Source organism: Streptomyces jeddahensis (assembly GCF_001642995.1).
In the GTDB taxonomy this organism is placed as follows: Bacteria; Actinomycetota; Actinomycetes; order Streptomycetales; family Streptomycetaceae; genus Streptomyces; species Streptomyces jeddahensis.
Genome location: NZ_LOHS01000200.1, coordinates 76,938 through 98,022, shown reverse-complemented (window position 1 = coordinate 98,022; position 21,085 = coordinate 76,938). Strand labels below are relative to the sequence as shown.

General features: G+C 71.5%; 21 protein-coding genes and 1 pseudogene. 9 read left to right on the top strand and 13 right to left on the bottom strand.

All coding sequences use genetic code 11. From position 1 onward, the window contains the following. The first annotated feature begins 6 nt into the window (after positions 1-6). Positions 7-879, top strand: coding sequence for an LLM class flavin-dependent oxidoreductase (locus tag STSP_RS35750; protein WP_067285350.1), 873 nt, complete (start codon positions 7-9; stop codon positions 877-879). A 31-nt stretch (positions 880-910) separates the two neighbouring features. Beyond that, positions 911-1,144, top strand: coding sequence for a hypothetical protein (locus STSP_RS39860; RefSeq protein WP_198547518.1), 234 nt, complete (start codon positions 911-913; stop codon positions 1,142-1,144). A gap of 42 nt (positions 1,145-1,186) precedes the next feature. Here STSP_RS39860 and STSP_RS35745 read toward each other — a convergent pair whose 3' ends face one another. From STSP_RS35745 to allB, 6 genes are all read right to left on the bottom strand, one after another. After that, positions 1,187-2,389, bottom strand: coding sequence for a cytochrome P450 family protein (locus tag STSP_RS35745; protein WP_067285348.1), 1,203 nt, complete (start codon positions 2,387-2,389; stop codon positions 1,187-1,189). 441 nt (positions 2,390-2,830) lie between these two features. Then, positions 2,831-3,253, bottom strand: coding sequence for a ribonuclease domain-containing protein (locus tag STSP_RS35740; RefSeq protein WP_067285347.1), 423 nt, complete (start codon positions 3,251-3,253; stop codon positions 2,831-2,833). 109 nt (positions 3,254-3,362) lie between these two features. Then, a complete protein-coding gene (locus STSP_RS35735; protein WP_067285345.1) occupies positions 3,363-4,280 on the bottom strand; it encodes a DMT family transporter in 918 nt (305 codons plus the stop codon). A gap of 118 nt (positions 4,281-4,398) precedes the next feature. Next, positions 4,399-5,043, bottom strand: coding sequence for a dihydrofolate reductase family protein (locus STSP_RS35730; protein WP_198547517.1), 645 nt, complete (start codon positions 5,041-5,043; stop codon positions 4,399-4,401). A gap of 186 nt (positions 5,044-5,229) precedes the next feature. Then, positions 5,230-6,345, bottom strand: a complete 1,116-nt coding sequence (gene alc, locus STSP_RS35725) for an allantoicase (protein ID WP_067285342.1) — start codon at positions 6,343-6,345, stop codon at positions 5,230-5,232. A gap of 126 nt (positions 6,346-6,471) precedes the next feature. Continuing rightward, positions 6,472-7,809 carry an allantoinase AllB gene (gene allB / locus STSP_RS35720; RefSeq protein WP_067285340.1) on the bottom strand — a complete coding sequence of 446 codons (1,338 nt, stop codon included), beginning with the start codon at positions 7,807-7,809 and terminating at the stop codon, positions 6,472-6,474. Between the two features lie 289 nt (positions 7,810-8,098). Here allB and STSP_RS35715 point away from each other — a divergent pair, with 289 nt between their 5' ends. Further along, positions 8,099-8,896 (top strand): IclR family transcriptional regulator, encoded by a 798-nt coding sequence (locus STSP_RS35715; RefSeq protein ID WP_067285338.1) that lies wholly within the window; start codon positions 8,099-8,101, stop codon positions 8,894-8,896. Between the two features lie 33 nt (positions 8,897-8,929). On the opposite strand, the gene STSP_RS35710 is transcribed toward STSP_RS35715, so the two are convergent. Continuing rightward, entirely contained in the window at positions 8,930-9,250 is a 321-nt protein-coding gene (locus STSP_RS35710) for a DUF5955 family protein (RefSeq protein WP_067285336.1), read from the bottom strand. A 181-nt stretch (positions 9,251-9,431) separates the two neighbouring features. On the opposite strand from STSP_RS35710, the gene STSP_RS35705 reads away from it, so the two are divergent. Continuing rightward, complete coding sequence (locus tag STSP_RS35705) at positions 9,432-10,064, top strand: nucleotidyltransferase family protein (RefSeq protein ID WP_067285334.1); 633 nt, start codon at positions 9,432-9,434, stop codon at positions 10,062-10,064. 95 nt (positions 10,065-10,159) lie between these two features. Then, positions 10,160-11,785, top strand: coding sequence for a malate synthase A (gene aceB, locus STSP_RS35700; RefSeq protein ID WP_067285332.1), 1,626 nt, complete (start codon positions 10,160-10,162; stop codon positions 11,783-11,785). 40 nt (positions 11,786-11,825) lie between these two features. Here the strand turns inward: aceB and STSP_RS35695 are convergent, their stop codons facing one another. From STSP_RS35695 to STSP_RS35680, 4 genes are all read right to left on the bottom strand, one after another. Then, complete coding sequence (locus tag STSP_RS35695) at positions 11,826-12,077, bottom strand: SelT/SelW/SelH family protein (RefSeq protein ID WP_067285432.1); 252 nt, start codon at positions 12,075-12,077, stop codon at positions 11,826-11,828. Positions 12,078-12,165: 88 nt separating this feature from the next. Beyond that, positions 12,166-13,095, bottom strand: coding sequence for a HipA family kinase (locus STSP_RS35690; protein ID WP_067285430.1), 930 nt, complete (start codon positions 13,093-13,095; stop codon positions 12,166-12,168). A gap of 58 nt (positions 13,096-13,153) precedes the next feature. Then, the gene (locus tag STSP_RS35685) at positions 13,154-13,906 is read right to left on the bottom strand and encodes a Clp protease N-terminal domain-containing protein (RefSeq protein ID WP_067285330.1); all 753 of its coding nucleotides are present in this window, start codon (positions 13,904-13,906) and stop codon (positions 13,154-13,156) included. A gap of 67 nt (positions 13,907-13,973) precedes the next feature. Next, on the bottom strand, positions 13,974-15,758 hold the full coding sequence (locus STSP_RS35680; RefSeq protein ID WP_078067775.1) for an IucA/IucC family protein: 1,785 nt from the start codon (positions 15,756-15,758) through the stop codon (positions 13,974-13,976). A 178-nt stretch (positions 15,759-15,936) separates the two neighbouring features. Between STSP_RS35680 and STSP_RS35675 the strand changes: the two genes are divergently transcribed. Beyond that, positions 15,937-17,430: an IucA/IucC family protein gene (locus tag STSP_RS35675; protein ID WP_067285427.1), complete on the top strand. Its 1,494-nt coding sequence runs from the start codon at positions 15,937-15,939 to the stop codon at positions 17,428-17,430. Between the two features lie 7 nt (positions 17,431-17,437). Here the strand turns inward: STSP_RS35675 and STSP_RS35670 are convergent, their stop codons facing one another. Continuing rightward, positions 17,438-17,911 (bottom strand): ATP-binding protein, encoded by a 474-nt coding sequence (locus STSP_RS35670; protein ID WP_067285328.1) that lies wholly within the window; start codon positions 17,909-17,911, stop codon positions 17,438-17,440. Positions 17,912-18,078: 167 nt separating this feature from the next. Between STSP_RS35670 and STSP_RS35665 the strand changes: the two are divergent. Then, positions 18,079-18,330: pseudogene (locus STSP_RS35665) on the top strand (helix-turn-helix domain-containing protein); the annotation flags it as partial. A gap of 76 nt (positions 18,331-18,406) precedes the next feature. Here STSP_RS35665 and STSP_RS35660 read toward each other — a convergent pair. Then, entirely contained in the window at positions 18,407-19,063 is a 657-nt protein-coding gene (locus STSP_RS35660) for a winged helix-turn-helix transcriptional regulator (protein WP_067285325.1), read from the bottom strand. Positions 19,064-19,150: 87 nt separating this feature from the next. Here STSP_RS35660 and STSP_RS35655 point away from each other — a divergent pair, with 87 nt between their 5' ends. Together STSP_RS35655 and STSP_RS35650 are read left to right on the top strand one after the other, a co-directional pair. Then, on the top strand, positions 19,151-20,359 hold the full coding sequence (locus STSP_RS35655; RefSeq protein WP_067285323.1) for a pyridoxal phosphate-dependent aminotransferase: 1,209 nt from the start codon (positions 19,151-19,153) through the stop codon (positions 20,357-20,359). 85 nt (positions 20,360-20,444) lie between these two features. After that, entirely contained in the window at positions 20,445-21,044 is a 600-nt protein-coding gene (locus tag STSP_RS35650; protein WP_067285320.1) for a histidine phosphatase family protein, read from the top strand. The last annotated feature ends 41 nt before the right edge of the window (positions 21,045-21,085 follow it).

The following is a 21,085-nucleotide window of genomic DNA, read 5'->3' as shown; positions in this document are numbered from 1 at the left end:
CGGTCCATGACGACGTTTCGGATCGGCGTGATGTACGACCGTGACTGGGCACCGGAAGGGCTGCCCAAGTTCGCACGGGAGGTCGAGGCGCTCGGAGTGGACGATCTCTGGGTGGTCGAGGACCTCGGATGGAACGGGGGCGTATCGGCCGCGTCCGTGGCGCTGGGAGCGACGGAGTTCCTGCGGGTAGGCATCGGCATCGCGCCCGCTCCGTTGCGCAGTCCGGCCTTGCTCGCGATGGAGCTGGCGACGCTGGCGCGGGTGTTCCCGCGGCGGCTGGTGGCCGGAATCGGCCATGGGGTGCCGGAGTGGATGGCCTCGGTTGGCGTTGCGCCACGGTCGCCGCTCGCCCTCCTGCAAGAGACCATCACTGCCGTGCGGGCGCTGCTGCGCGGGGAGCGGGTCGAGCTGGAGGGCCGGGAAGTGCGACTGGACGGCATCCAGTTGGTGCATCCCCCCGCCGAGCCGCCGCCGGTCGTCGCCGGCGTAGTGCGGCCCCGCTCCCTGGAGCTGTCCGGGCGAGTCGCGGACGGCACGCTGATCGCCGAGGGCCATGGGCCGCAAGATCTGGAGAATGCTCGGGCATTGACCAGGAAGGGCGGAGCCTCTGCCGACCACACTCTGACGGTGCTCGCCTTCTGCTGCGTGGGCGACGACGCCGATCAGGTGGCGCAGGCGCTACAGCCTCATACAGAGGGCCATGGCGCCTGGCTCGGCCGCCCGGCGCGGCAGGTGTTCACCGTCTCCGGCAGGGCTGAGGAGGCCGCCGAACGAGTCCGCGCACTGGAAGCGGCCGGAGCAGGCACGGTCGTACTGCGGATGGTAGGGCCCGAGCCGGCACAGCAGCTCGGGACCGTCCTGAAGGCCCTCGGACGCTAGGCCGGGGCCGAGGAAGCCATTCCTCCCCGGCATGGCCGACTATCTGGGCGAGGTCGCCACAATGATCGCCGACCTCGCGTCCGTGTACCGCCATAACCAGCGCGGCTCGGGCGAATCCGGTGGCAGGGCCGCCCTGGAACGCGGACACAGCGCATCTGCGCGATCGCCCCGCGAAGACGGGGCCGAGCGGTCGCCCCAGGCGGCCTGCGCGGTCACCCGAACGCCTGCCGCCTCGCGTGGCCAAGCCGCGGCCGCCGGGGCCTGACCGGTCGTACGACCGTCGGCAGCGCATGCCGTGCGGCCGGTGCTACCAGCGCACCGGAAGCCTGCGCATGCCCCGGATCAGCATGCCCGGTATCCAGGGGCCGGGCGGCCCGTCGCGGTCCGCGTCCAGGGCCAGGTCCGGGCAGCGGTCCAGCAGCGAGCGCAGCGCGACACGGGCCTCGATACGGGCGAGTGGGGCGCCCAGGCAGTAGTGGATGCCGTGGCCGAAGGCCAGGTGTCCCCCGGCGGCCCGGCGGATGTCGAACCGATCGGGCTCGGGGAACTTCTCCCCGTCACGGTCGGCGGAGGCGAGGCCGACCAGAACCGCTTCACCCTGCGCGATGAACGTACCCCCGATGTCGAGGGGCTCGGCCGCGAACCGGAACGTCGCGTTCTCCACCGGCCCCTCGTAGCGCAGCATCTCCTCCACGGCGCCGTCCAGGAGGCCCATGTCCGCGCGCAGGGCAGCTAGTTGACCCGGGTGGGTGAGGAGGGCATGCACGCCGTTCGCAATCAGGTTGACCGTCGTCTCGTGGCCCGCGACCAGCAGGAGATAGCCCATGCCGCGCAGCTCTTCGCGGGACAGCCGGTCGCCGTCCTCCGCGGTAGTGCGGAGGAGCGCGCTCAGCAGGTCGTCGCCTGGCGCGGTACAACGCTTGTCCTCGATCAGATCGTCCAGATACGCGGCGAGCTCCACGATCGCCGCGTATTCAGCCTCGCCGCTGGTGGGCGCCACCACCTCGTTCGACATACGGCGGAACGCGGCCCGGTCGATGTCGGGCACGCCGAGGAGCTCGCAGATGACGGTCATCGGCAGCGGGAACGCCAGCGACTCCACGAGGTCGGCATGGCCCAGCGGCACCATCTGATCGAGCAGCTCATCGGTGATCTGCTGGACCCGCGGCCGCAGCGCCTCGACCCGGCGCGCGGTGAACTCGCGGGCCACCAGTCGGCGCAACCGGCTGTGCTCAGGCGGATCCGACATCAGCATGTGGGGCCCGATGCGCTCCACATCGAGCCCGACGTATCCCAGCTTGCTCATGTCCTTCGCCAGGCGCGGATCGGCAAGGGCGGCGCGCGCCTCCTCGTACCCGACGACGAGCCACACCTCCTGGCCCTCCGCGGGCGACGGCGGCCCCAGCCGCACCCGGTGCACGGGCCCCCGCTCCCGCAGCTCCGCGTACACCACATGCGGGTCGGCCGTGAACGCCTCGCCGTACTCGCTCAGATCGATCGGACCTGCCATGAGCTTCCCCCTCCAGCCCTGCCTGTCGGCATCGTCCGGCTTCTTCGACGGACTGAGACCGAATGTAGACCGCCGCACTGACAACGCTCCGCGGGGCGACATCGTGCCCGCGCTGCCCGCCCGGCACCTCGGCCGGTCGCCGGTCCACGTGTCCGGCCACGGCGGCCGGTCGCCGACCGGACCGGCCGGCAGGGCGCCGACGGCGGGCGGCGCACACCTCGCCCCGCGGCCCGGATTGCGTGGGGGGTGCCGCGGGGCGAGGATCCTGTGCGCCTCGGAAGGCGCGTGGGCTAAGCAGGTCGGGCGAAGTCGGCTGCCGTTTGGCAGCGCCCCAAAGGGGCGCGGGGCTGTATCGATATGCGGCTCCGCCGCGCGGGCGCGACCAGCCACGACGGCGCCGCAGACGATCGACGGCACATCGCGGCACGTCCAGCGGAGCGCCTAGCAGGCGTAGTCGATCAGGTCGAAGGACGCGTAGTGGTCGGCGGTGTAGTAGTCCTCCTGGTACTCCTCACCGGTCACGATGCGACGGGCGCCGCGGGTGCTCGAGCCGGGCGTGATGACGGTGTACTCGTGGTAGTAGCCGGTGGACTGCGAGGGCAGGATGCCTTCCCTGTTCTGGAAGACGGTGCCGTCCTGCTCGTACGGGAACGGGCCGCCCTGTTCGATGAGTTCCAGCGTGTCGTAGGCCTGGGGCGGCAGGTCGGAGTAGCAGATGTCGCCGACTGCGGCGGCCGAGAACCCCGCGGAGACGGTGGCCGCCGACGGCGCGGGCGCCGCGGTGGCGGAGACGGTGGCCGGGCCGCCGATGAGCAGTGCGGCGGCGAGCGCGGTGACGCTGAGGATTCGTGGGGGGATTCGCATGGCCCCAGTGTGACGCGCGTAGAGACTGACGTGTCAACGTCAAGTCACAGGATTTTTCCGGGACTTAACCCGGCGCGGGAGGCGTGCGATGCGGTTTCGGCCAACATCGTCAGCCGGTGGAGCGCCGCCCCCACGACGTTCCCGCGAGCACCAGAACCGCCCCCAGAAGCCCTGCCGCACCCAGCCGTTCACCGCCGATGAGAATGCCGGCCGCGGCCGCCCACAGCGGCTCGGTGCCGAGCAGCAGACTCACCCGCGACGGCGATGTCCTGCGGACCGCCCACATCTGCACGAAGAAGGCGAAGAGCGTGCAGCAGGCCGAGAGGAAGAGGAGTCCGGCCCATTCCCGGGCGCCGAAGTCCGCCGCCGCTGCCCAGGGCGTTGCACCGGCGCCGGGCGAGGCCGCGAGGAGAACGGCGAAGACCGCGACTGCTGCGCCGAGTTGGACGGTCGTCAGAGGCAGGGCGTCCGCACCCCGGACCGACTTGATACGGGCCATGGCGAGCACATGGACGGTACGGGCCAGAGCCGCGAGCAGCATCAGCAGGTCACCGGAGGAGGGGCTGGTGAATCCGCCGCTCTGGGTGAGGAGTACGACGCCGAGCACGGAGAGCCCGGCGACGGCGAGAAAGCTGCGCGAGGGAAGGGTCCTCGTCACGGCCGCCTCAGCGAGCGGCGTGAAGATCATGGTGAGGCTGATGATGAGACCGGCGTTGGTCGCCGAGGTGTACACGACGCCGTACGTCTCCAGCAGGAAGACCCCGCTCAGGACGAGTCCCAGCAGCCCGGCCCCGCGCCACTGTGCGGCGCTCAGCGCGCGCAGTGCCCTCCAGCCCATGACGGCGAGCACCGGCAGGACGATGCCGAAGCGCAGCACCAGAACCGCGAGCACGGTCTTCTCGGTGGTGATGCCCTTCGCGGAGAGATAGCTGGCGCCCCACACCACGGCCACGAGGAGTACCGGGAGGTCGGTGAGCCAGGCGCGGCGGCGCGGGGCGAGTACGGCAGTGACGGCGATCGAGGACATGTGCGGGGCCCTTCGGGGAGTGGCGACATCTCGGGGTCTTATGAGGAGCCCCTCACGAGAGGAGACGTCGTCGGCTCGCACACGCGGCGATCAACGTACCTGTGCGGCTGCGTGAGGGCTACACATTTCCTTCCGGTCCTTCCAGCTCATAAGAGCCATAGGTGGGCCGGCCCGCGAGGTCGTACGAGTGGATGGCCACGCCCTTGCCCGTGGTGCGGGACGCGGTGAGGCGGAACGCCCTCGGCACCGCTCCGTCCGCGAAGAGGCGGCGGCCCGTGCCCAGGACGACGGGGAAGGTGAACAGGTGGACGGTGTCGATCAGGTCGTGGGCCATGAGCGACCGGGCGAGGGTGGCGCTGCCGTGGATCTGCAGCTCCCGGCCCGGCTGCTCCTTCAGCGCGGTGACCTGCTCGACGAGGTCGTCGCCGATGACGGTGGTGTTCTGCCAGTCCGCCTTGTCGAGGGTCGTCGAGGCGACGTACTTGGGCAGGGTGTTCAGCGGGGAGGCGATCGGGTCGGCGGGGTCGGTGACCTTGGGCCAGTAGGCGGCGAAGATGTCGTACGTACGGCGCCCCAAGAGGAAGGCGTCCGCGCGTTCGAAGGCCTCGTCCACGAACTGGCCGGAGTCCTCGTCCCAGTACGGGACGGTCCATCCGCCGTGCTCGAAGCCGCCGCTGCGGTCCTCGTCGGGGCCGCCCGGGGCCTGGACGACGCCGTCGAGGGTGACGAACTGGGTGAGGGTGATCTTCATCGCGGGTGCCATGCCTCTCTGGTCCGCGGGGGCGCCCCTGAGAGCACCCCCGCGCGCGTGCACTGTCACCTTCTTCGACTTCACGCTCACGCAGAACTCATCGGTGCGCGCGGCGGGCGTGCCGGGCGCCCGGTATTCGACGGCGGTCGGGAGCGGTCCTGAGCTGTCGTCGGCCTGTCCCGGGTTCGTGGAACGCCCTCAGCCCCCGAGCTCCCGGCGGCGGGCCCGCAGCCGCGCCGCACCGTCCTCTGTCGGCGATCCGAACAACCGCAACCGGGAGATCCCCCCGTCCGGGAAGATGTCCACGCGCGCGTGCGTGCCCACGACCGGTGCGTCCAGGACGAAGCGGTGGTTCGTGTCGGGCTGGAGGCGGGTGCGCGGCAGGACCTCCGTCCAGTCGCCGTCCTCGCCGTCGCGGACCGACACCGAGGCCCAGCCTGCCGCGTTCCCCTTGAGGTACGCCGTGTCGATCTCGATCGCGCGGATCTCGGACTGGGCGGACAGGCGGTAGCGGATCCAGTCGTGCCCCTGGTCGCGGCGGCGACGGGTCTCCCAGCACTCGTGCATCGCGCGCGAGCGGCCGGGCTGGATCGTGTTGGTGGCGGGCGAGTAGAACAGGTTGGATGCGTCCTCGACCTGGCCGCCGTTCTCCAGCGCGACGACGTCGAACGTGCCGAGGGCCGCGAGCCAGCGCGGGTCGGGCACGACCTCGCCGTAGACGCGCAGGCGGGCGATGCCGCCGTCGGGGTGCTGGTTGACCCGCAGATGTGTGAAGACCTGCTCGACGTCCACGGCGAAGCCGTTGGCCGCGTGGCCGCCGACGGCCGTACGCGGTACGAGCGGCGTCCACTTCACGTCGCCGGAGAGGAGGTCCTCGGGCGACGGGGAGCCGGGCACGGACGTGGCCTCCACGGAGACGGCCGCCGGGTAGTTGCCGCGGAAGTGGGCGGTGTCGACGACGATGCCGCGGACGATGCCGGGCGCGCCCAGGCGGACGAGGGCCCAGTCGTGGTCGTCGGCGGTGGGCCAGGGATGCTCGGCGGAGGCGCCGCGGCGGCGGCGTGTCTCCCAGCCGTCCATGATCTTGCCCTTGTGGCCGAAGTGCTCCGGGTCGAACTCGGCGCGCTCGGGCACCAGCAGGTTCTCGCGCTGGGCGAAGAACTCGTCGTTGGCGGCGATGACTCCGGCGCCGAGCGTGCGGTCCGCGAGATCGGCGTGGTGCGCGAACGGGAACTCGGCGGTGCGGTAGTCGGCGTACGGGTCGCCGCCGGCGTAGGGGCTGGCGTCGCCGGTGAAGCGGGGAATCGCCGTCACGGTGATCAGTTGTTCCTTTCCAGGTGCCGGCCGGTGGGGTGCCGTGCCGTCGGCTGCGGGTGCCGGTGGCCGATCCGGCCTGGGGTGCGGGGCGCGGGCCAGGGCCGGTGTTCGGCGGTCGGCGCGTTACGGGTGCCGGGTCAGGAGCCGTCCTCTCGGCTCGGTGAACTCGCTGCCGGCCAGGATCCGTTCGCCCCGCAGCCAGGTCGATGTGACGACACCGTGCAGGGTCCTGCCCGCGTACGCCGTGACCTGGTTGCGGTGGTGCAGCTCGGCCGGGTCGACGGTGAAGGTCTCGTCGGGCGCGAGGACCGCGAAGTCCGCGTCGCGGCCCGCCTGGATGGCGCCCTTCTGGGAGAGCCCGGCCAGCTCCGCCGGGCCTGCGGCCATCCAGCGGACGACGTCCTCGAGCGTGTGCCCGCGCCGGCGCGCCTCCGTCCAGATCGCGGGAAGGCCCAGCTGGAGCGAGGAGATGCCGCCCCAGGCGGTGGCGAAATCGTCGGTCTTGAGGTCCTTGGTGGACGGGGAGTGGTCGGAGACGATGCAGTCGATGGTGCCGTCGGCGAGGCCCGCCCAGAGCGCATCCTGGTTGGACGCCTCGCGGATGGGCGGGCAGCACTTGAACTCGGTGGCGCCGTCCGGGACTTCCTCGGCGGTGAGGGTGAGGAAGTGCGGACAGGACTCGACGGTGACGCGTACGCCCTCGCGCTTGGCAGTGGCGATCAGCGGCAGAGCGTCGCTGGACGACAGGTGCAGGACGTGCACGCGCGCGTGGAGCCGCTTCGCCTGTGCGATGAGGTTCTCGACGGCCCTGTTCTCGGCGTCCTTCGGCCGCGAGGCGAGGAAGTCCGCGTAGCGCCCGCCGCTCTGCTGCGGGGCGGCGGCGAGCTGGTGCGGGTCCTCGGCGTGCACGATCAGCAGCCCGCCGAATCCCGCGATCTCGGCAAGCGACCGGCCGAGCTGCTCCTGGTCGAGCTCGGGGAACTCGTCGACACCGGAGGGCGAGAGGAAGGCCTTGAAACCGAAGACTCCGGCGTCGTGCAGCGGCCTCAGGTCCTTGAGGTTGTCGGGCAGCGCACCGCCCCAGAAGCCGACGTCGATGTGTGCCTTGGTGCGGGCGACCTCCTGCTTCGTACGGAGGTTCTCGGCCGTCGTGGTCGGCGGCAGCGAGTTGAGGGGCATGTCGACGATCGTGGTGATGCCGCCTGCGGCCGCGGCGCGCGTGGCGGTCCAGAAGCCCTCCCACTCGGTGCGGCCGGGGTCGTTGACGTGGACGTGGGTGTCGACGAGGCCGGGCAGCAGCACGTCGTCGCCGAGGTCCTCGAGCCGGGCACCGGCCGGCACGTCGGCGTCGTGCACCAGGACGGCCGTGATCGTCCCGCCGGCGACGGCGACCGAGGCGGCCCGCGTCCCTTCGGGAGTGACGACGCGCGTCGAGCGCAACACCAGTTCGACGTCGGACACCCGAACCCCTCTCGCCCGCTTCACCCACTTCAACGTTCTGTTGAAGGAGTTTTCACTTCCGGTATCAGCACGTCAAGACCGCAGCTGACGGGCGCCGGACCCCCTGATCCACCGCCGGACCCCATGAAAGCACCCTCGACGTTTCCACTGAGTGAAATTAGACTTCCGTAAGTCAAAAAGTGAAGAGACTCAGGCGAACCATGGAACGATCACGGAAGTGCCCCGGACCGTCCCTCGACGGAGGACCTCCGGGCCGCCCCTGTCGATTCTGACCCGAAAGGACCGCGCCGTGCCGACGTCCAGTGCCGCCGACGCCTCCAAAGCCCCATCCTCCAGCGGCGGCGTCCAGTCCCTCGAGCGTGCCTTCGACCTGCTCGAGCGGATGGCGGACGCGGGCGGCGAGGTCGGGCTGAGCGAGCTCTCCGCCAGCAGCGGGCTGCCGCTCCCCACCATCCACCGCCTCATGCGCACGCTCGTGGCGTGCGGGTACGTGCGCCAGCAGCCCAACCGCCGCTATGCGCTCGGCCCCCGGCTGATCCGCCTCGGCGAGTCCGCCTCGCGGCTCCTCGGTACCTGGGCCCGCCCCAGTCTCGCCCGCCTCGTCGAGGCGACCGGCGAGACGGCGAACATGGCCCTGCTCGACGGCGACGAGATCGTGTACGTGGCGCAGGTGCCGTCGAAGCACTCGATGCGGATGTTCACCGAGGTCGGCCGCCGGGTGCTGCCGCACTCGACGGGCGTCGGCAAGGCGCTGCTCGCCGACCTCCCTGCGGACGAGGTGCGCGCGCTGCTCGCCCGCACCGGCATGCCCGCCGCGACCGAGAAGACGATCACGACACCCGAGGGCTTCCTCGACGCGCTCGAAGAGGTGCGCCGCCTCGGCTACGCCGTCGACGACAACGAACAGGAGATCGGCGTCCGCTGCCTCGCGGTCTCCGTCCCCGACTCCCCCACGGCGGCGGCGATCTCGATCTCGGGCCCGGCGGGGCGCGTCACCGACGCGACGACGGAGAAGATCGTGCCGGTGCTGAAGCAGGTGGCGGCGGAGCTGTCCGCTGCGCTGGCCGGTTCCGGGTCGGCGAGCTGAGGGGGGCGTACCGCCCGAAACGCGGGCGTGGAGTCACCCCCGCTGTCCCCGCGGCTCGCCGAACAGATCCACCGCGCTCCGGACCTCCGCAAGGCCCGCCGCCAGTGCGCTCACCGAGCCGATCGCGCCCGCGATCAGCAGCAGCGACCGGTGCAGCCGCGGGGTTTCCGGAGCCCCGCTCACGGCCATCGCCGCCAGGGCCGCCAGTTCCTCCTCGGCGATCCCGCGGTCCGGGAACTCCGCCGGATGAGCGGCGAGTTCGCGCCGCAGCCGCGACACGGCGGTACGCAACTCCGTCACCCGCGGGTCCTCGTCGCTGCCGGTCAATGGCTTCTGCCCCACGCTCCGCAACACGGCATCTCCCCCTCGCACGTCCTCGTGCGTGTGTCTGCGTCGTCACCCCTGGGCGATGGTCGGGCGCCGGGGGACGCGGGCCAGTAAACGGCACTGGAGCGACGCGCGCCACCGCATAGACGGAATCCGAAGGGACTGACGGATGTGACCACCGGGTCCATGGCTGCGATATGCAGGTGACATGACGCGCGCACCCCATACGGATTCCCCCACGGCTCCACGCGCCCGGGGCGATGTCGTCGGTCTTCTGCTGGCGGCCGGCGGCGGCCGGCGACTCGGCGGCCACCCCAAGGCGCTGCTCGAACACCGCGGCCGCCCACTGGTCGAGCACGCGGTACGCACGCTCCGCGAAGGCGGCTGCACGCGCGTGCACGTCGTCCTGGGCGCCGGGGCCGACGCGGTGCGGGAACGCGCGGAGCTGACCGGCTGCGTACTGGTCGACAACCCGCAGTGGGAGGAGGGCATGGGTTCCTCACTCCGGGCCGGGCTCGGTTCCCTCGCCGGCACCGGCGCCGCGGCGGCACTCGTCTCACTCGTCGACCAGCCCGGGATCGGCCCGGAGGCGGTGGCCCGAGTGCTGGCGGCGTACGAGTCACCCGCAACTCTGGCGGCCGCCGCGTACGACGGCGAGCGGGGCCACCCGGTGCTCTTCGGCTCCGACCACTGGGCCGGAGTCGCGGCGAGCGCGGTGGGAGACCGTGGTGCGCGCGCCTATCTGCAGGCGCACGACGACGCGGTCACGCTGGTCGAGTGCGGGGACGTGGCGGAGCCGTACGACATTGACACGGCGGCCGACCTGGCGCGCCTGGAGTGACAAGACCCCCTCGACATCAACGAACGATTGATCTTCCACGATGAGAAAACTAGTATCCACAACACAGAAGCGTCCCCTGAAGGAAGTGACAGCTCATGTCCGCACCAGCGCCGTCCCCGCTGGCCATCGTCGACGCCGAGCCCCTGCCCCGGCAGGAGGAGGTCCTCACCGAGGCAGCGCTCGCCTTCGTGGCGGAGCTGCACCGCCGGTTCACGCCCCGGCGTGACGAGCTCCTCGCCCGCCGCGCCGAGCGCCGCGCCGAGATCGCCCGCACATCGACGCTCGACTTCCTGCCGGAGACGGCCGCGATCCGCGAGGACGAGTCCTGGAAGGTCGCCCCGGCACCGGCGGCGCTCGACGACCGCCGCGTCGAGATCACGGGCCCCACCGACCGCAAGATGACCATCAACGCCCTCAACTCGGGCGCGAAGATCTGGCTCGCCGACTTCGAGGACGCCTCGGCCCCGACCTGGGCGAACGTGGTCCTCGGCCAGCTCAACCTCACCGACGCCTACGAACGCCGTATCGACTTCACGGACGAGAACACCGGCAAGTCGTACACCCTCAAGCCCAACGAGGAGCTGGCGACCGTCGTCATGCGCCCGCGCGGCTGGCACCTCGACGAGCGCCACCTGAAGGACGAGACCGGCCGCGCCGTGCCGGGCGCGCTGGTCGACTTCGGCCTCTACTTCTTCCACAACGCGCAGCGCCTGCTGGACCTCGGCAAGGGCCCGTACTTCTACCTCCCCAAGACGGAGTCGCACCTGGAGGCCCGCCTCTGGAACGACGTCTTCGTCTTCGCCCAGGACTACGTCGGCATCCCGCAGGGCACCGTTCGCGCCACCGTCCTGATCGAGACGATCACGGCGGCGTACGAGATGGAGGAGATCCTCTACGAGCTGCGCGACCACGCCTCCGGGCTGAACGCGGGCCGCTGGGACTACCTCTTCTCGATCGTCAAGAACTTCCGTGACGGCGGCGAGAAGTTCGTGCTGCCGGACCGCAACGCGGTGACGATGACGGCCCCGTTCATGCGGGCGTACACCGAACTCCTCGTTCGCACCTGCCACAAGCGCGGCGCGCACGCCATCGGCGGCATGGCGGCCTTCATCCCGTCCCGCAGGGACGAGGAGGTCAACAAGGTCGCGTTCGAGAAGGTCAAGGCCGACAAGGACCGCGAGGCGAACGACGGCTTCGACGGCTCCTGGGTCGCGCACCCGGACCTCGTCCCGATCGCGATGGCATCCTTCGACGCCGTCCTGGGCGACCGGCCGAACCAGAAGGACCGCCTCCGCGAGGACGTCGACGTGAAGGCGGCCGACCTGATCGCCATCGACTCGCTCGACGCGAAGCCGACGTACGCCGGTCTCGTCAACGCCGTCCAGGTCGGCATCCGCTACATCGAGGCCTGGCTGCGCGGCCTCGGCGCGGTCGCGATCTTCAACCTCATGGAGGACGCGGCCACCGCCGAGATCTCCCGCTCCCAGATCTGGCAGTGGATCAACGCGGGCGTGGTCTTCGAGAACGGCGAGAGGGCGACCCCCGAGCTGGCGCGCAAGGTCGCCGCCGAGGAGCTCGCCGCGATCCGCGCGGAGCTCGGCGAGGAGGCCTACGCGTCCGGCAAGTGGCAGCAGGCCCACGACCTCCTCTTGAAGGTCGCGCTGGACGAGGACTACGCGGACTTCCTCACCCTGCCCGCGTACGAACAGCTGCGCGGCTGAGCCGGGGCCGGGCCAGGGCACCCACCCTGGCCCCACGGCCTCAGCGCTCCGAGTGGCCCAGGCTCTTGTCCGGTGCCACCCGGTCGCGGACCAGGCGCTTCACGGCGGTCGGTTCGGGGAAGCCCTGCTCTCGGCGGTCCCAGACCACCTCGTCGTCGACGCGCACGACGAAGACGCCGCCGGTGCCCGGCTTGAGGGCGAGTTCGGTGAGCTCCGTCTCGAAGGTGGTCAGGAGCTCCTGGGCCAGCCAGGCCGCTCGCGGGAGCCAGCGGCACTGGGTGCAGTACTCGATCTGGACGCGGTGGCCGCTGTCCGCGGGTGATTCGGTCTCGGCTGTGGCTCCGGTGTCCGGGGAAGACGAGTTCGACGAGGTCAAGGGTTCAGTTCTTCCTTTCGAGGTGCACGGACCAGTCCTGTGCGGCGGCCGGTTTGCCGTGCAGGTCCGGTACCCGCTTCAGCCAGGCGGGGCGGCCCGCCTCGGTGGCCGCGGCACGCGCGGCGTCCTCGGCGGCGAGCTGCTCGCGGGTGGGGAAGTCCGTGGGGAGCCAGACGTGGGAGGTTTTGGCACGCGCGGCGAGATACGCGACGTAGGCCTCGCGCTTCTCGTCGGGACCGGCGAAGCCGGGCTCCCCCTCCAGCCACTCGTCCGGCACCAGGTCGGTGACCTCGCGGAGCAGGTCGCGGGTCACGCGCGGTGCGAGTTCCGCGTCGGCGGCGGCCGCGTCCGGACCGTACGCGCCGAGGGCGTGCTGCCGGAAGTCGTACGCCTTGTCGACGGAGGCCGCAGCGGAGTCCCAGCGGTGGTGGAAGACGAGGGCCGCTCCGTGGTCGATCAGCCACAGCTTGGGCTCGCGCGTCCCGAACGCCGGCCAGAGCATCAGGTTGGAGCTGTGCACGGTGCGGTCGACGTTGACGGTGAGGGCGTCCAGCCAGACCACCTTGCCCGCCTCCAGCGGGTCGACGGTCAGCGACCGCGCCACCTCGGGTGTGAAGTCCTTCGCGCCCGGCAGGAGGTCCATCCCGAGGTTGAGCCCGGCGCTGGCACCCAGCAGGTCCCGGACCTCCTGGTGCGGCTCGCCCTCCGCCACCGCCGGATCGAAGTGGGCCAGCACCAGCTCCGGGACGCGCAGGCCGAGCCGCCGGGCCAGCTCACCGACGATCACCTCCGCCACCAGCGCCTTTCGGCCCTGGGCCGAGCCGGTGAACTTGACGACGTAGGTGCCGAGGTCGTCCGCCTCCACGATGCCCGGAACAGACCCCCCTGTGGTCAGGGGGGTCACGTATCGGACGGCAGTCACCTCGCGCAGCACACCGGCCACTGTAAATCAGCGGTGCGTGCTCCTGATCCTCGTCGGCCGGGCGCCCAGGTCAGGACTCCTTCTGCTCGGCGGCGGAGGGACCGACGAACTTCGCCAGGAGGTCGACGATACGGCTCTCGGTAGCCGCCTTGTCGACGCCGAGACCGCTGAGCACACCCGAGCCGTCCTCGAACTCCAGCAGCGCGAGCAGGATGTGCTCGGTGCCGACGTAGTTGTGCCCCATGCGCAGGGCCTCGCGGAAGGTCAGTTCCAGCGCCTTCTTGGCCCCCGCGTCGAACGGGATGAGCGCCGGCACCTCCTCGGCCGCCGGCGGCAGCGCCGCGGTGGCGGCCTCCCGGACGGCGTCCAGCTGAACGCCCTGCGCCTGGAGCACGACCCCCGCGAGCCCCTCCGGTTGGCTCAGGAGCCCCAGGACCAGATGCTCGGGGCAGATCACGTCGTTGCCTGCCGCCTTGGCTTCGTTCTGTGCGGTCACCACCACGTTCCTGGCCCGCGGTGTGAACCGGCTGAACCCCTGGCTGGGGTCGAGGTCCGACAGCTCGCCGGGTTCCTTCGGCACGAAGCGCTTCTGGGCGGCCTGCCGGGTGACGCCCATGCTCTTGCCGATCTCCGTCCAGGAGTGGCCCGAGCGCCGCGCCTGGTCCACGAAGTGGCCGATCAGGTGGTCGGCCACTTCGCCGAGGTGGTCCGCTGCGATGACCGCGTCGGAGAGCTGCTCGAGCGCGTCGGTGTGGACCTTCTTGATGGCCTCGATCAGGTCGTCGAGGCGGACGGTGGTCGTGACGGGACGTGGATTCGTCATGTGACAACCGTAGGTTGACACTCGAGGGGTGTCAACCCGAAGTTGACATGACGGCGCCAGTGTCGGATCAGGGTGAGCCGGAGGCCTCCAGCAAAGGGTTGGGCACCGGCCGGTAGCGCGCGTCCGCCCCGCCCGCTCCCGTCCAGCGCAGCAGCAGGTTCGTCTTCCCCGGGAGCGTGGGTGCGGTGAGCAGGCCAGCGATCTCGGGCAGTCCGCGCTCGGCGTCGTAGCGCACGAGCTCGCGCCGTACGGCGGGCCACAGCCCCGGCCCGGCCCACGGGTACCGCTCGGCGAGCGCGCCCGCGATCTCGGCGATGTGGTTGACGAACAGGCAGTACACGAGCCGCTCCCAGCCGGCCGCGCGCCCCACCTCCGGCACCCTCTTCACGCCTTCCGCATCCCGGAACAGCGCCTGCACCGGCATACCGTCCCGGTCCACCGCCACCAGCGAGTTCTGCAGATGCGCCTCGAGGACGAGACCGTGCCGCCCGAACACCTCGAGCACGGGCGGAACCACGTGCCGCAGATACGCCGCCCACCACGCCGCCGGGTCGGCGAGCCGGTCGAGCGGGCTGCCCTCGAAACCCTCGGCCAGCGCCGCCCCGAGCAGCGCCGTCGCGCCCGGCCGGACGTGCCGGCCCAGCCCGTCCCGCACCAGCACGGCGAGCTCCTCGAACGCGAAGGCGGCCGTGCGGTAGCCGCGGTCGCTCAGCCAGGCCGCCGCCGTCGCCGTGCCCGTCCCAGCCGCCGCCGCGTCCGTCTCGTACAGGCCTCCGCTCTCGTACAGGCCCCCGGTCCCGTACAGGCCCCCGGATTGCCGCAGCGCCGCGAAGGCCGCCGCGACCGCCGCGTCCGTGGCGCGCATCTTCAGCAGGTCGTGCCGCCACAGCCGCCGCACGTCGTTGGTGATACGGACGTCGAGGCTGAACTTCACGAAGAGGTCGGCCGCGGGCGTACGCCCGGAGCGGTCCGGGACGTACAGCGTGCGCACGGCCGCCGTGGGCCACACGGGCCGCTCGGTGTGCCCCAGCCGTACGAGACGCCCGTCCGCGAACGCGTCCCGCAACTCCGGGCGTCCGCCGACCAGTTCGAGCTGCCAGGGGTGGGCGGGCAGCAGACGGTACCCGGGGGGCGGCACGGCGGGCGCGCCTCCCGTGCCTCCCAGCGCTTCGGCGAGGGAGTCCAGCGCTCGCGTGTCGCCCTCCTCGACGACCATGTCCTCGCGCACGCCGAGCAGCACCAGAGGGAAGCGCGCATGCGCCTCCGGGGCGTACGGCAGCCAGCCGGCGACCGGTCCGCCGCCGCGCGCCTTGGGGGCGGGATGGTACGGATGCCCCATGATCAGGGACTGCTCGGAGCGCACGTACAGGTCGTCGGGCGGGGTCGCCCGGGCCCGGGCGGTGAGCAGTGCCGCCACCGCGTCCCGGCTGTCGATCATCTCCGCGGTGAGCTCGTCGTTGGACTCCCCCGTGTACCGCCGCAGCTCGTCGGCCGCCAGTTTGACCAGCTCGGTGTGGCCGAGCCGGTGCCAGGCACCCGCCACGAACAGCTCGGGCTCGACGGGCCGGCGCCCGGCGCGTACGCGCAGCCGCCGCCCGACGGCCGGCAGCCGGTACACGCGCCGCCGCCCGCCCTGGGACGACGAGTCGCCCCCCAACGCGTCGGACTCGAATGACGCGGCCGACTCGCCGGAGCCGGCGGGCTCGGCGGGCCCGGCCAGCTCCCGCAGCAGACAATTGAGGAGAGGCGCTGCCGCGTACGCGTCAGCAGCCTCGGCGACGTCGTCCATGGGATGCATCGGGAGTGTGGAGTGGTCGCGGTACGTGGGGTAAGTGGGGTCCACGGGATCCATTCGGTCCATACGGTGCACTGGTGATGATCAGTATGTCCTGTCGTAGGCCGCCGCAATGCGGTCTCTGCACCAGAGGAGTCCGAACGTGCATCCGCCCCGTACCCAGGCCGTCCCCCCATCCGCCGCGGCGGACTCCGCACGCGCCGAGCCGGAGCCCGAGTCCGCCCTCTCCGACGAGTTGCGCGCCGTACGCCCGGGCCTCCTCATGCCGTACGCGGCCGAACTGCCCGGAGCCCGCGCCGCCGTCCTGACCCGTCTGTGGCGCGGTCTGGTGTACGACCCGCTGCCCTGGATCAGGCGGCGCGAGCCGGGACGTGACGGCCTGACGCTCCATCTGGCCGACGGCCGCCGTCTGCACGGCCCGCACGCGGACCCGTACGCCACCACGGCGTACGTCACGGAGCTGCACCTCGACGGCACGGCATACGCCAGTGCGCCAGGGCTGATCACGGCGCTCGCCGTCCCGGGAGCCGCCGCCTTCGCCGCCGAACTCCACCACAGCACCGCGTCTCTGGCCCTGGCCCGGGCCAACCAGCCGCCGGACGACGGCGCCTGGCCCACCACCGCATGGCAGTGGGAGCAGCGGATCGTCGACGGCCACCCGTACCACCCGAACTGCCGTTCACGCCCTGGCTTCTCGGTGGCCGAGCAACTCGCGTACGCACCGGAGCACCGGCCCGTCGTAGCGCTGGACCTTGCGTCACTGCGCCGCGACGACTGCCTGGTGACGGGCGAGTGGCCGGACCGGCTGCGGGACGGGGACCGGGTCCTGATCCCGGTCCATCCCTGGCAGAGTGCGCACGTCCTCGGGAAGGCGGACCGGCCCACCGCCCGCGAGAAGATCGCGGCACACCCCCTGATGTCCCTGCGCACACTGGCCCCCGCCTCGGCCGCCCACGGCGTCACCGCACACATCAAGACGGCCCTCAGCGCCCGCCTGACCTCCTCCGTCCGCGACATCTCGGTCTACTCGATCGCGACGTCCGAGACCGTCTCAGCCTTCGCGGACGCCCTGTCCGCCCGTCTGGACGGCCTGTTGTACATCACCCGCACACTGGGCGCCGTGACGGCCGACTCTCCCGATCTGGCGGCGGTCCTGCGCGAGTCCCCGGAGACGTACGCAGCCCCGGAGTCGGGCGAGCGCGTCATCCCCGTGGCCGCCCTCGCCACGACGTCGCTGCCCCGATCCCTCGCCTGGCTGGCCGACTTCGCGCGCCTGGCCCTCGCGGCCTGTCTGCGCCTGCTCGACCTCGGCGTGGCCCTGGAGGCCCACGGCCAGAACCTGCTCGTGGTCCTGTCCCCCGCGAACGCCCCGGTCCGCCTGGTCTACCGCGACCTGGCCGACATCCGCATCAGCCCGGCCCGCCTGGCCCGCCACGGCATCCCGGTCCCGCCCCTCACCGGCCGCCTGATCACCGACGACGACACGGCCCTGCGCCGTAAGCTCTTCGGCTCCCTCGTCGCAGGCGCCCTCGGCGCGACGGCAGGCTCGGCCCCCGCCCTCCGCGGGGCCCTCTCCACCGCGGTACGGGACCTTCCGCGGACCCCGGACCTCGACGCACTGCTCACGGAGCCGCTGCCCACGAAGGCGCTGACGCTGATGCGGTTGTCGCCGGAGGCTTCCGGGGACCGCTGGACCACCCTGCCGAACCTTCTGACGTCACCCTGTTGAGTCCGCCTTACTGGAGGGCCAGTTCGCACCAGACGGTCTTGGCGCGTGGAGGCTCCGGCCGTGTGCCCCAGCGGTCCGCCAGGGCCCGGACGAGGTGGAGTCCTCGGCCGGTCTCGGCCTCGGTCGTGGAAAGCCCGACATGGTCGGCGACGAGGGGAAGGCGGTCCGGTCTGGGATCCGTGACCTCGACACGGATCGTCACGCCATCGACGAGCATCAGGCGGAGCCGGAAATCCCGCCCCGCCACCCGGCCGTGCAGCACGGCGTTGGCGGCGAGTTCGGCCACGAGGTGGGCGACGGCCCGGGATGCCTCCGAGTCGTACGGCCAGCCCCAGGCATCAAGTTGCTGCGTGGCGAGCCTCCGGGCCAGGCGGGCGCCTCTCCGCGTGGCGGAGAGCTGAATGCCGAAGTCACGGTCCGGAGCGGCGTGTTGTGCCACCCCACTGAGTGCGTCCGACAAGTGTGGGATTTCCGCGTTCATGTGACTCAGCGTGGCCGGTGCTCTCTACGCTGGCCAGCAGCGTCGGCAGTACGCAGCGTCACTGTCCGGTCGCGGTCGGCACTGTCCGGCCCGTGTCCCGTGACGTGACGCCCGGAAGCGACGTTGGTCTCGGGCAGCACGGCGAAGGTGGCGGGCACATGGCAGCGATGACACACGGGCAGCCGGCCGACGGGGCCGAAGCCCACCCCTGGGAGGACGACTCGGCGGCGGTCCTGCGAACCGTCGGCAAGGTCATCAAGATGTGGCGCGAGAAGTCGGGGCGCACACAGGCCGAGTTGGGCTCCGCGATCGGGTACGGCGAGGAGCAGGTGTCGTCCGTCGAGCGGGGGCGACGGGCACCGAGGGCCCAGTTCCTCGAAGCGGCGGACCAGGTCCTGGGCGCGGGCGGGATGATCGCCGGAAGTGCGGACGCCGCGCTCGGCTGATCACACCCGATGGGAAACCCGATACACGGCTGTCTTCAGCTGCAGACGCTCACGCCTCCCGCAGCGCCTTGGCCAGCGTCCCCTCACCCGTCACGTCGATACGCCCGTCCCGTACCGCGTCCATGAGCAGCACGGTCCCTCTGCTCAGCGCCGTGCACGTCTCCGCGTCCAGCGAGAGCCGGGCATCCGGCCCCTCCGGGGCGGGTCCGTCCCCGTAGACGGGGTGGACCGGGGCGTCACCGACCGCCGGGCCGCCCACCCGCACGTGGAACTGCCCCTCGTCCAGCCGCACTTCCACGACACCCTCGCCCAGGCCCGCCTCCTCCAGGCACCGCAGCAGAGGCAGCGCGAACCAGTGGGCCCGCACCGCGTCGGTGGGCCGGCGTTCCTCCAGCGCGGACGCGCCCCACTCGCCGAGAGCCTGCAGAACGGGCAGCAACTGGCTTCCTCGCTCGGTGAGTTCGTAGACGAACGCGGCGCCGGGCGGGGGCAGGCGGCGGCGTGTCGTCAGCCCGTCGCGCTCCATGTCCCGCAGCCGGGACGCCAGTACGTCGGTGCTGACTCCCGGCAGGTCCGCGTGCAGGTCCGTGTAGCGGCGCGGACCGGCCAGCAACTCCCGGACGATCAGGAGGGTCCAGCGGTCGCCGACGGCATCGAGGGCGCGGGCGGCGGGACAGTACTGGTCGTAGCTTCGGCGCGGTGACATGCGACGCAGTCTAGACAAGTTGTTGGACTTTCCAAGCGTCAACTTGGTAAAACCAAGCAACGCAACGAACCAGAGGGGCGGCAGCGCATGGAGTTCCGGCAGTCGAGCAAGCTCAGCGAGGTCTGTTACGAGATCCGGGGCCCGGTCATCGAGCACGCCAACGCGCTGGAGGAGGCCGGGCACAGCGTGCTGCGCCTCAACACCGGCAACCCCGCGCTCTTCGGCTTCGAGGCGCCCGAGGAGATCGTCCAGGACATGATCCGGATGCTGCCCCAGGCGCACGGCTACACGGACTCGCGCGGCATCCTCTCCGCCCGGCGCGCCGTGGCCCAGCGCTACCAGGCGCTCGGCCTGGAGGTCGGCGTCGACGACGTGTTCCTCGGCAACGGCGTGTCCGAGCTGGTGTCGATGGCCGTGCAGGCGCTCCTCGAGGACGGCGACGAAGTCCTCATCCCGGCCCCCGACTTCCCGCTGTGGACCGCCGTCACCACGCTCGCCGGCGGCAAGGCCGTGCACTACATCTGCGACGAGTCCGCCGACTGGTACCCGGACCTCGACGACATGGCCTCGAAGATCACTGACCGCACCAAGGCCGTCGTCATCATCAACCCCAACAACCCGACCGGCGCGGTCTATCCGAAGGAGACCATCGAGGGCATCCTCGACCTCGCCCGCCGCCACGGCCTGATGGTCTTCGCGGACGAGATCTACGACCAGATCCTCTACGACGACGCCGTACACCACTCGGCCGCCGCCCTCGCCCCCGACCTGGTGGTCCTCACCTTCAGCGGTCTGTCGAAGACGTACCGGGTGGCGGGCTTCCGCTCCGGCTGGCTGGTCGTGACGGGCCCGCGGCAGCACGCGAAGGACTACCTGGAGGGCCTGACCATGCTGGCCTCCATGCGCCTGTGCGCCAACGCCCCGGCCCAGTACGCCATCCAGGCCGCGCTCGGCGGCCGCCAGTCGATCCGCGAGCTGACCGCGCCGGGCGGCAGGCTGTACGAGCAGCGCAACCGCGCCTGGGAGAGGCTCAACGAGATCCCCGGTGTCTCCTGCGTCAAACCGAAGGGCGCGCTCTACGCCTTCCCCCGCCTCGACCCGAAGGTCCACCCCATCCACGACGACGAGAAGTTCGTCCTGGACCTGCTGCTGCGCGAGAAGATCCAGGTCGTCCAGGGCACCGGCTTCAACTGGCCGCGCCCGGACCACTTCCGCATCCTGACCCTGCCGTACGCCGACGACCTGGATGCCGCGATCAGCCGGATCGGACGCTTCCTGAGCGGGTACCGGCAGTAGCCTCGGTGGTGATCGGCCGGGCGCCGCACGTCACACGCACGCCGACCGGCGTCCCGGCTCGCCACGACAGAACAGGATCGCGAACATGGGTGATCTGCTCCTTGTCCGCCACGGGGAGACCGAGTGGTCGCGCTCGGGGCAGCACACCAGCTGGTCGGACATCTCCCTCACCGAGAACGGAAGGGAGCAGGCCCGCCGGCTGGGGCCGCTGCTCGCCTCGTACCGGATCGGGGCCGTGTTCGTCAGCCCGATGAAACGGGCCCGCGAGACGGCCGAGCTCGCGGGGCTGACCGAGACGCAGATCGATCCGGATCTGTGCGAGTGGGACTACGGCGGCTACGAGGGCTTGACGACCCACGAGATCCACGGCAGCCGCCCCGACTGGTTTCTGTTCAGCGACGGGGTCGTGCCCGGCCCTGACGGGCATCCGGGCGAGAGTCCGGAAGAGATCGGTGCGCGGGCCGACCGGATGCTCGCCAAGGTGGACGCGGCGCTCGCCGACTGCGAGGGCAATGTCGCCCTGGTGGCCCACTCGCATTTTCTGCGGGTGCTGACCGCCCGGCGGCTGGGGCTGCCGCCGTCCGGCGGCGCCCTGTTCCAGATCGCGACGGGCGCGCTGTGCCGGCTGAGCACGGAGCACGGGCGCCATGTCGTGGCCGCCTGGAATGTCAGACCTCAGTCGTAGGCTGCGAGAGCGGTGGGGACTTACGAGGAGGTCGAGGAGGT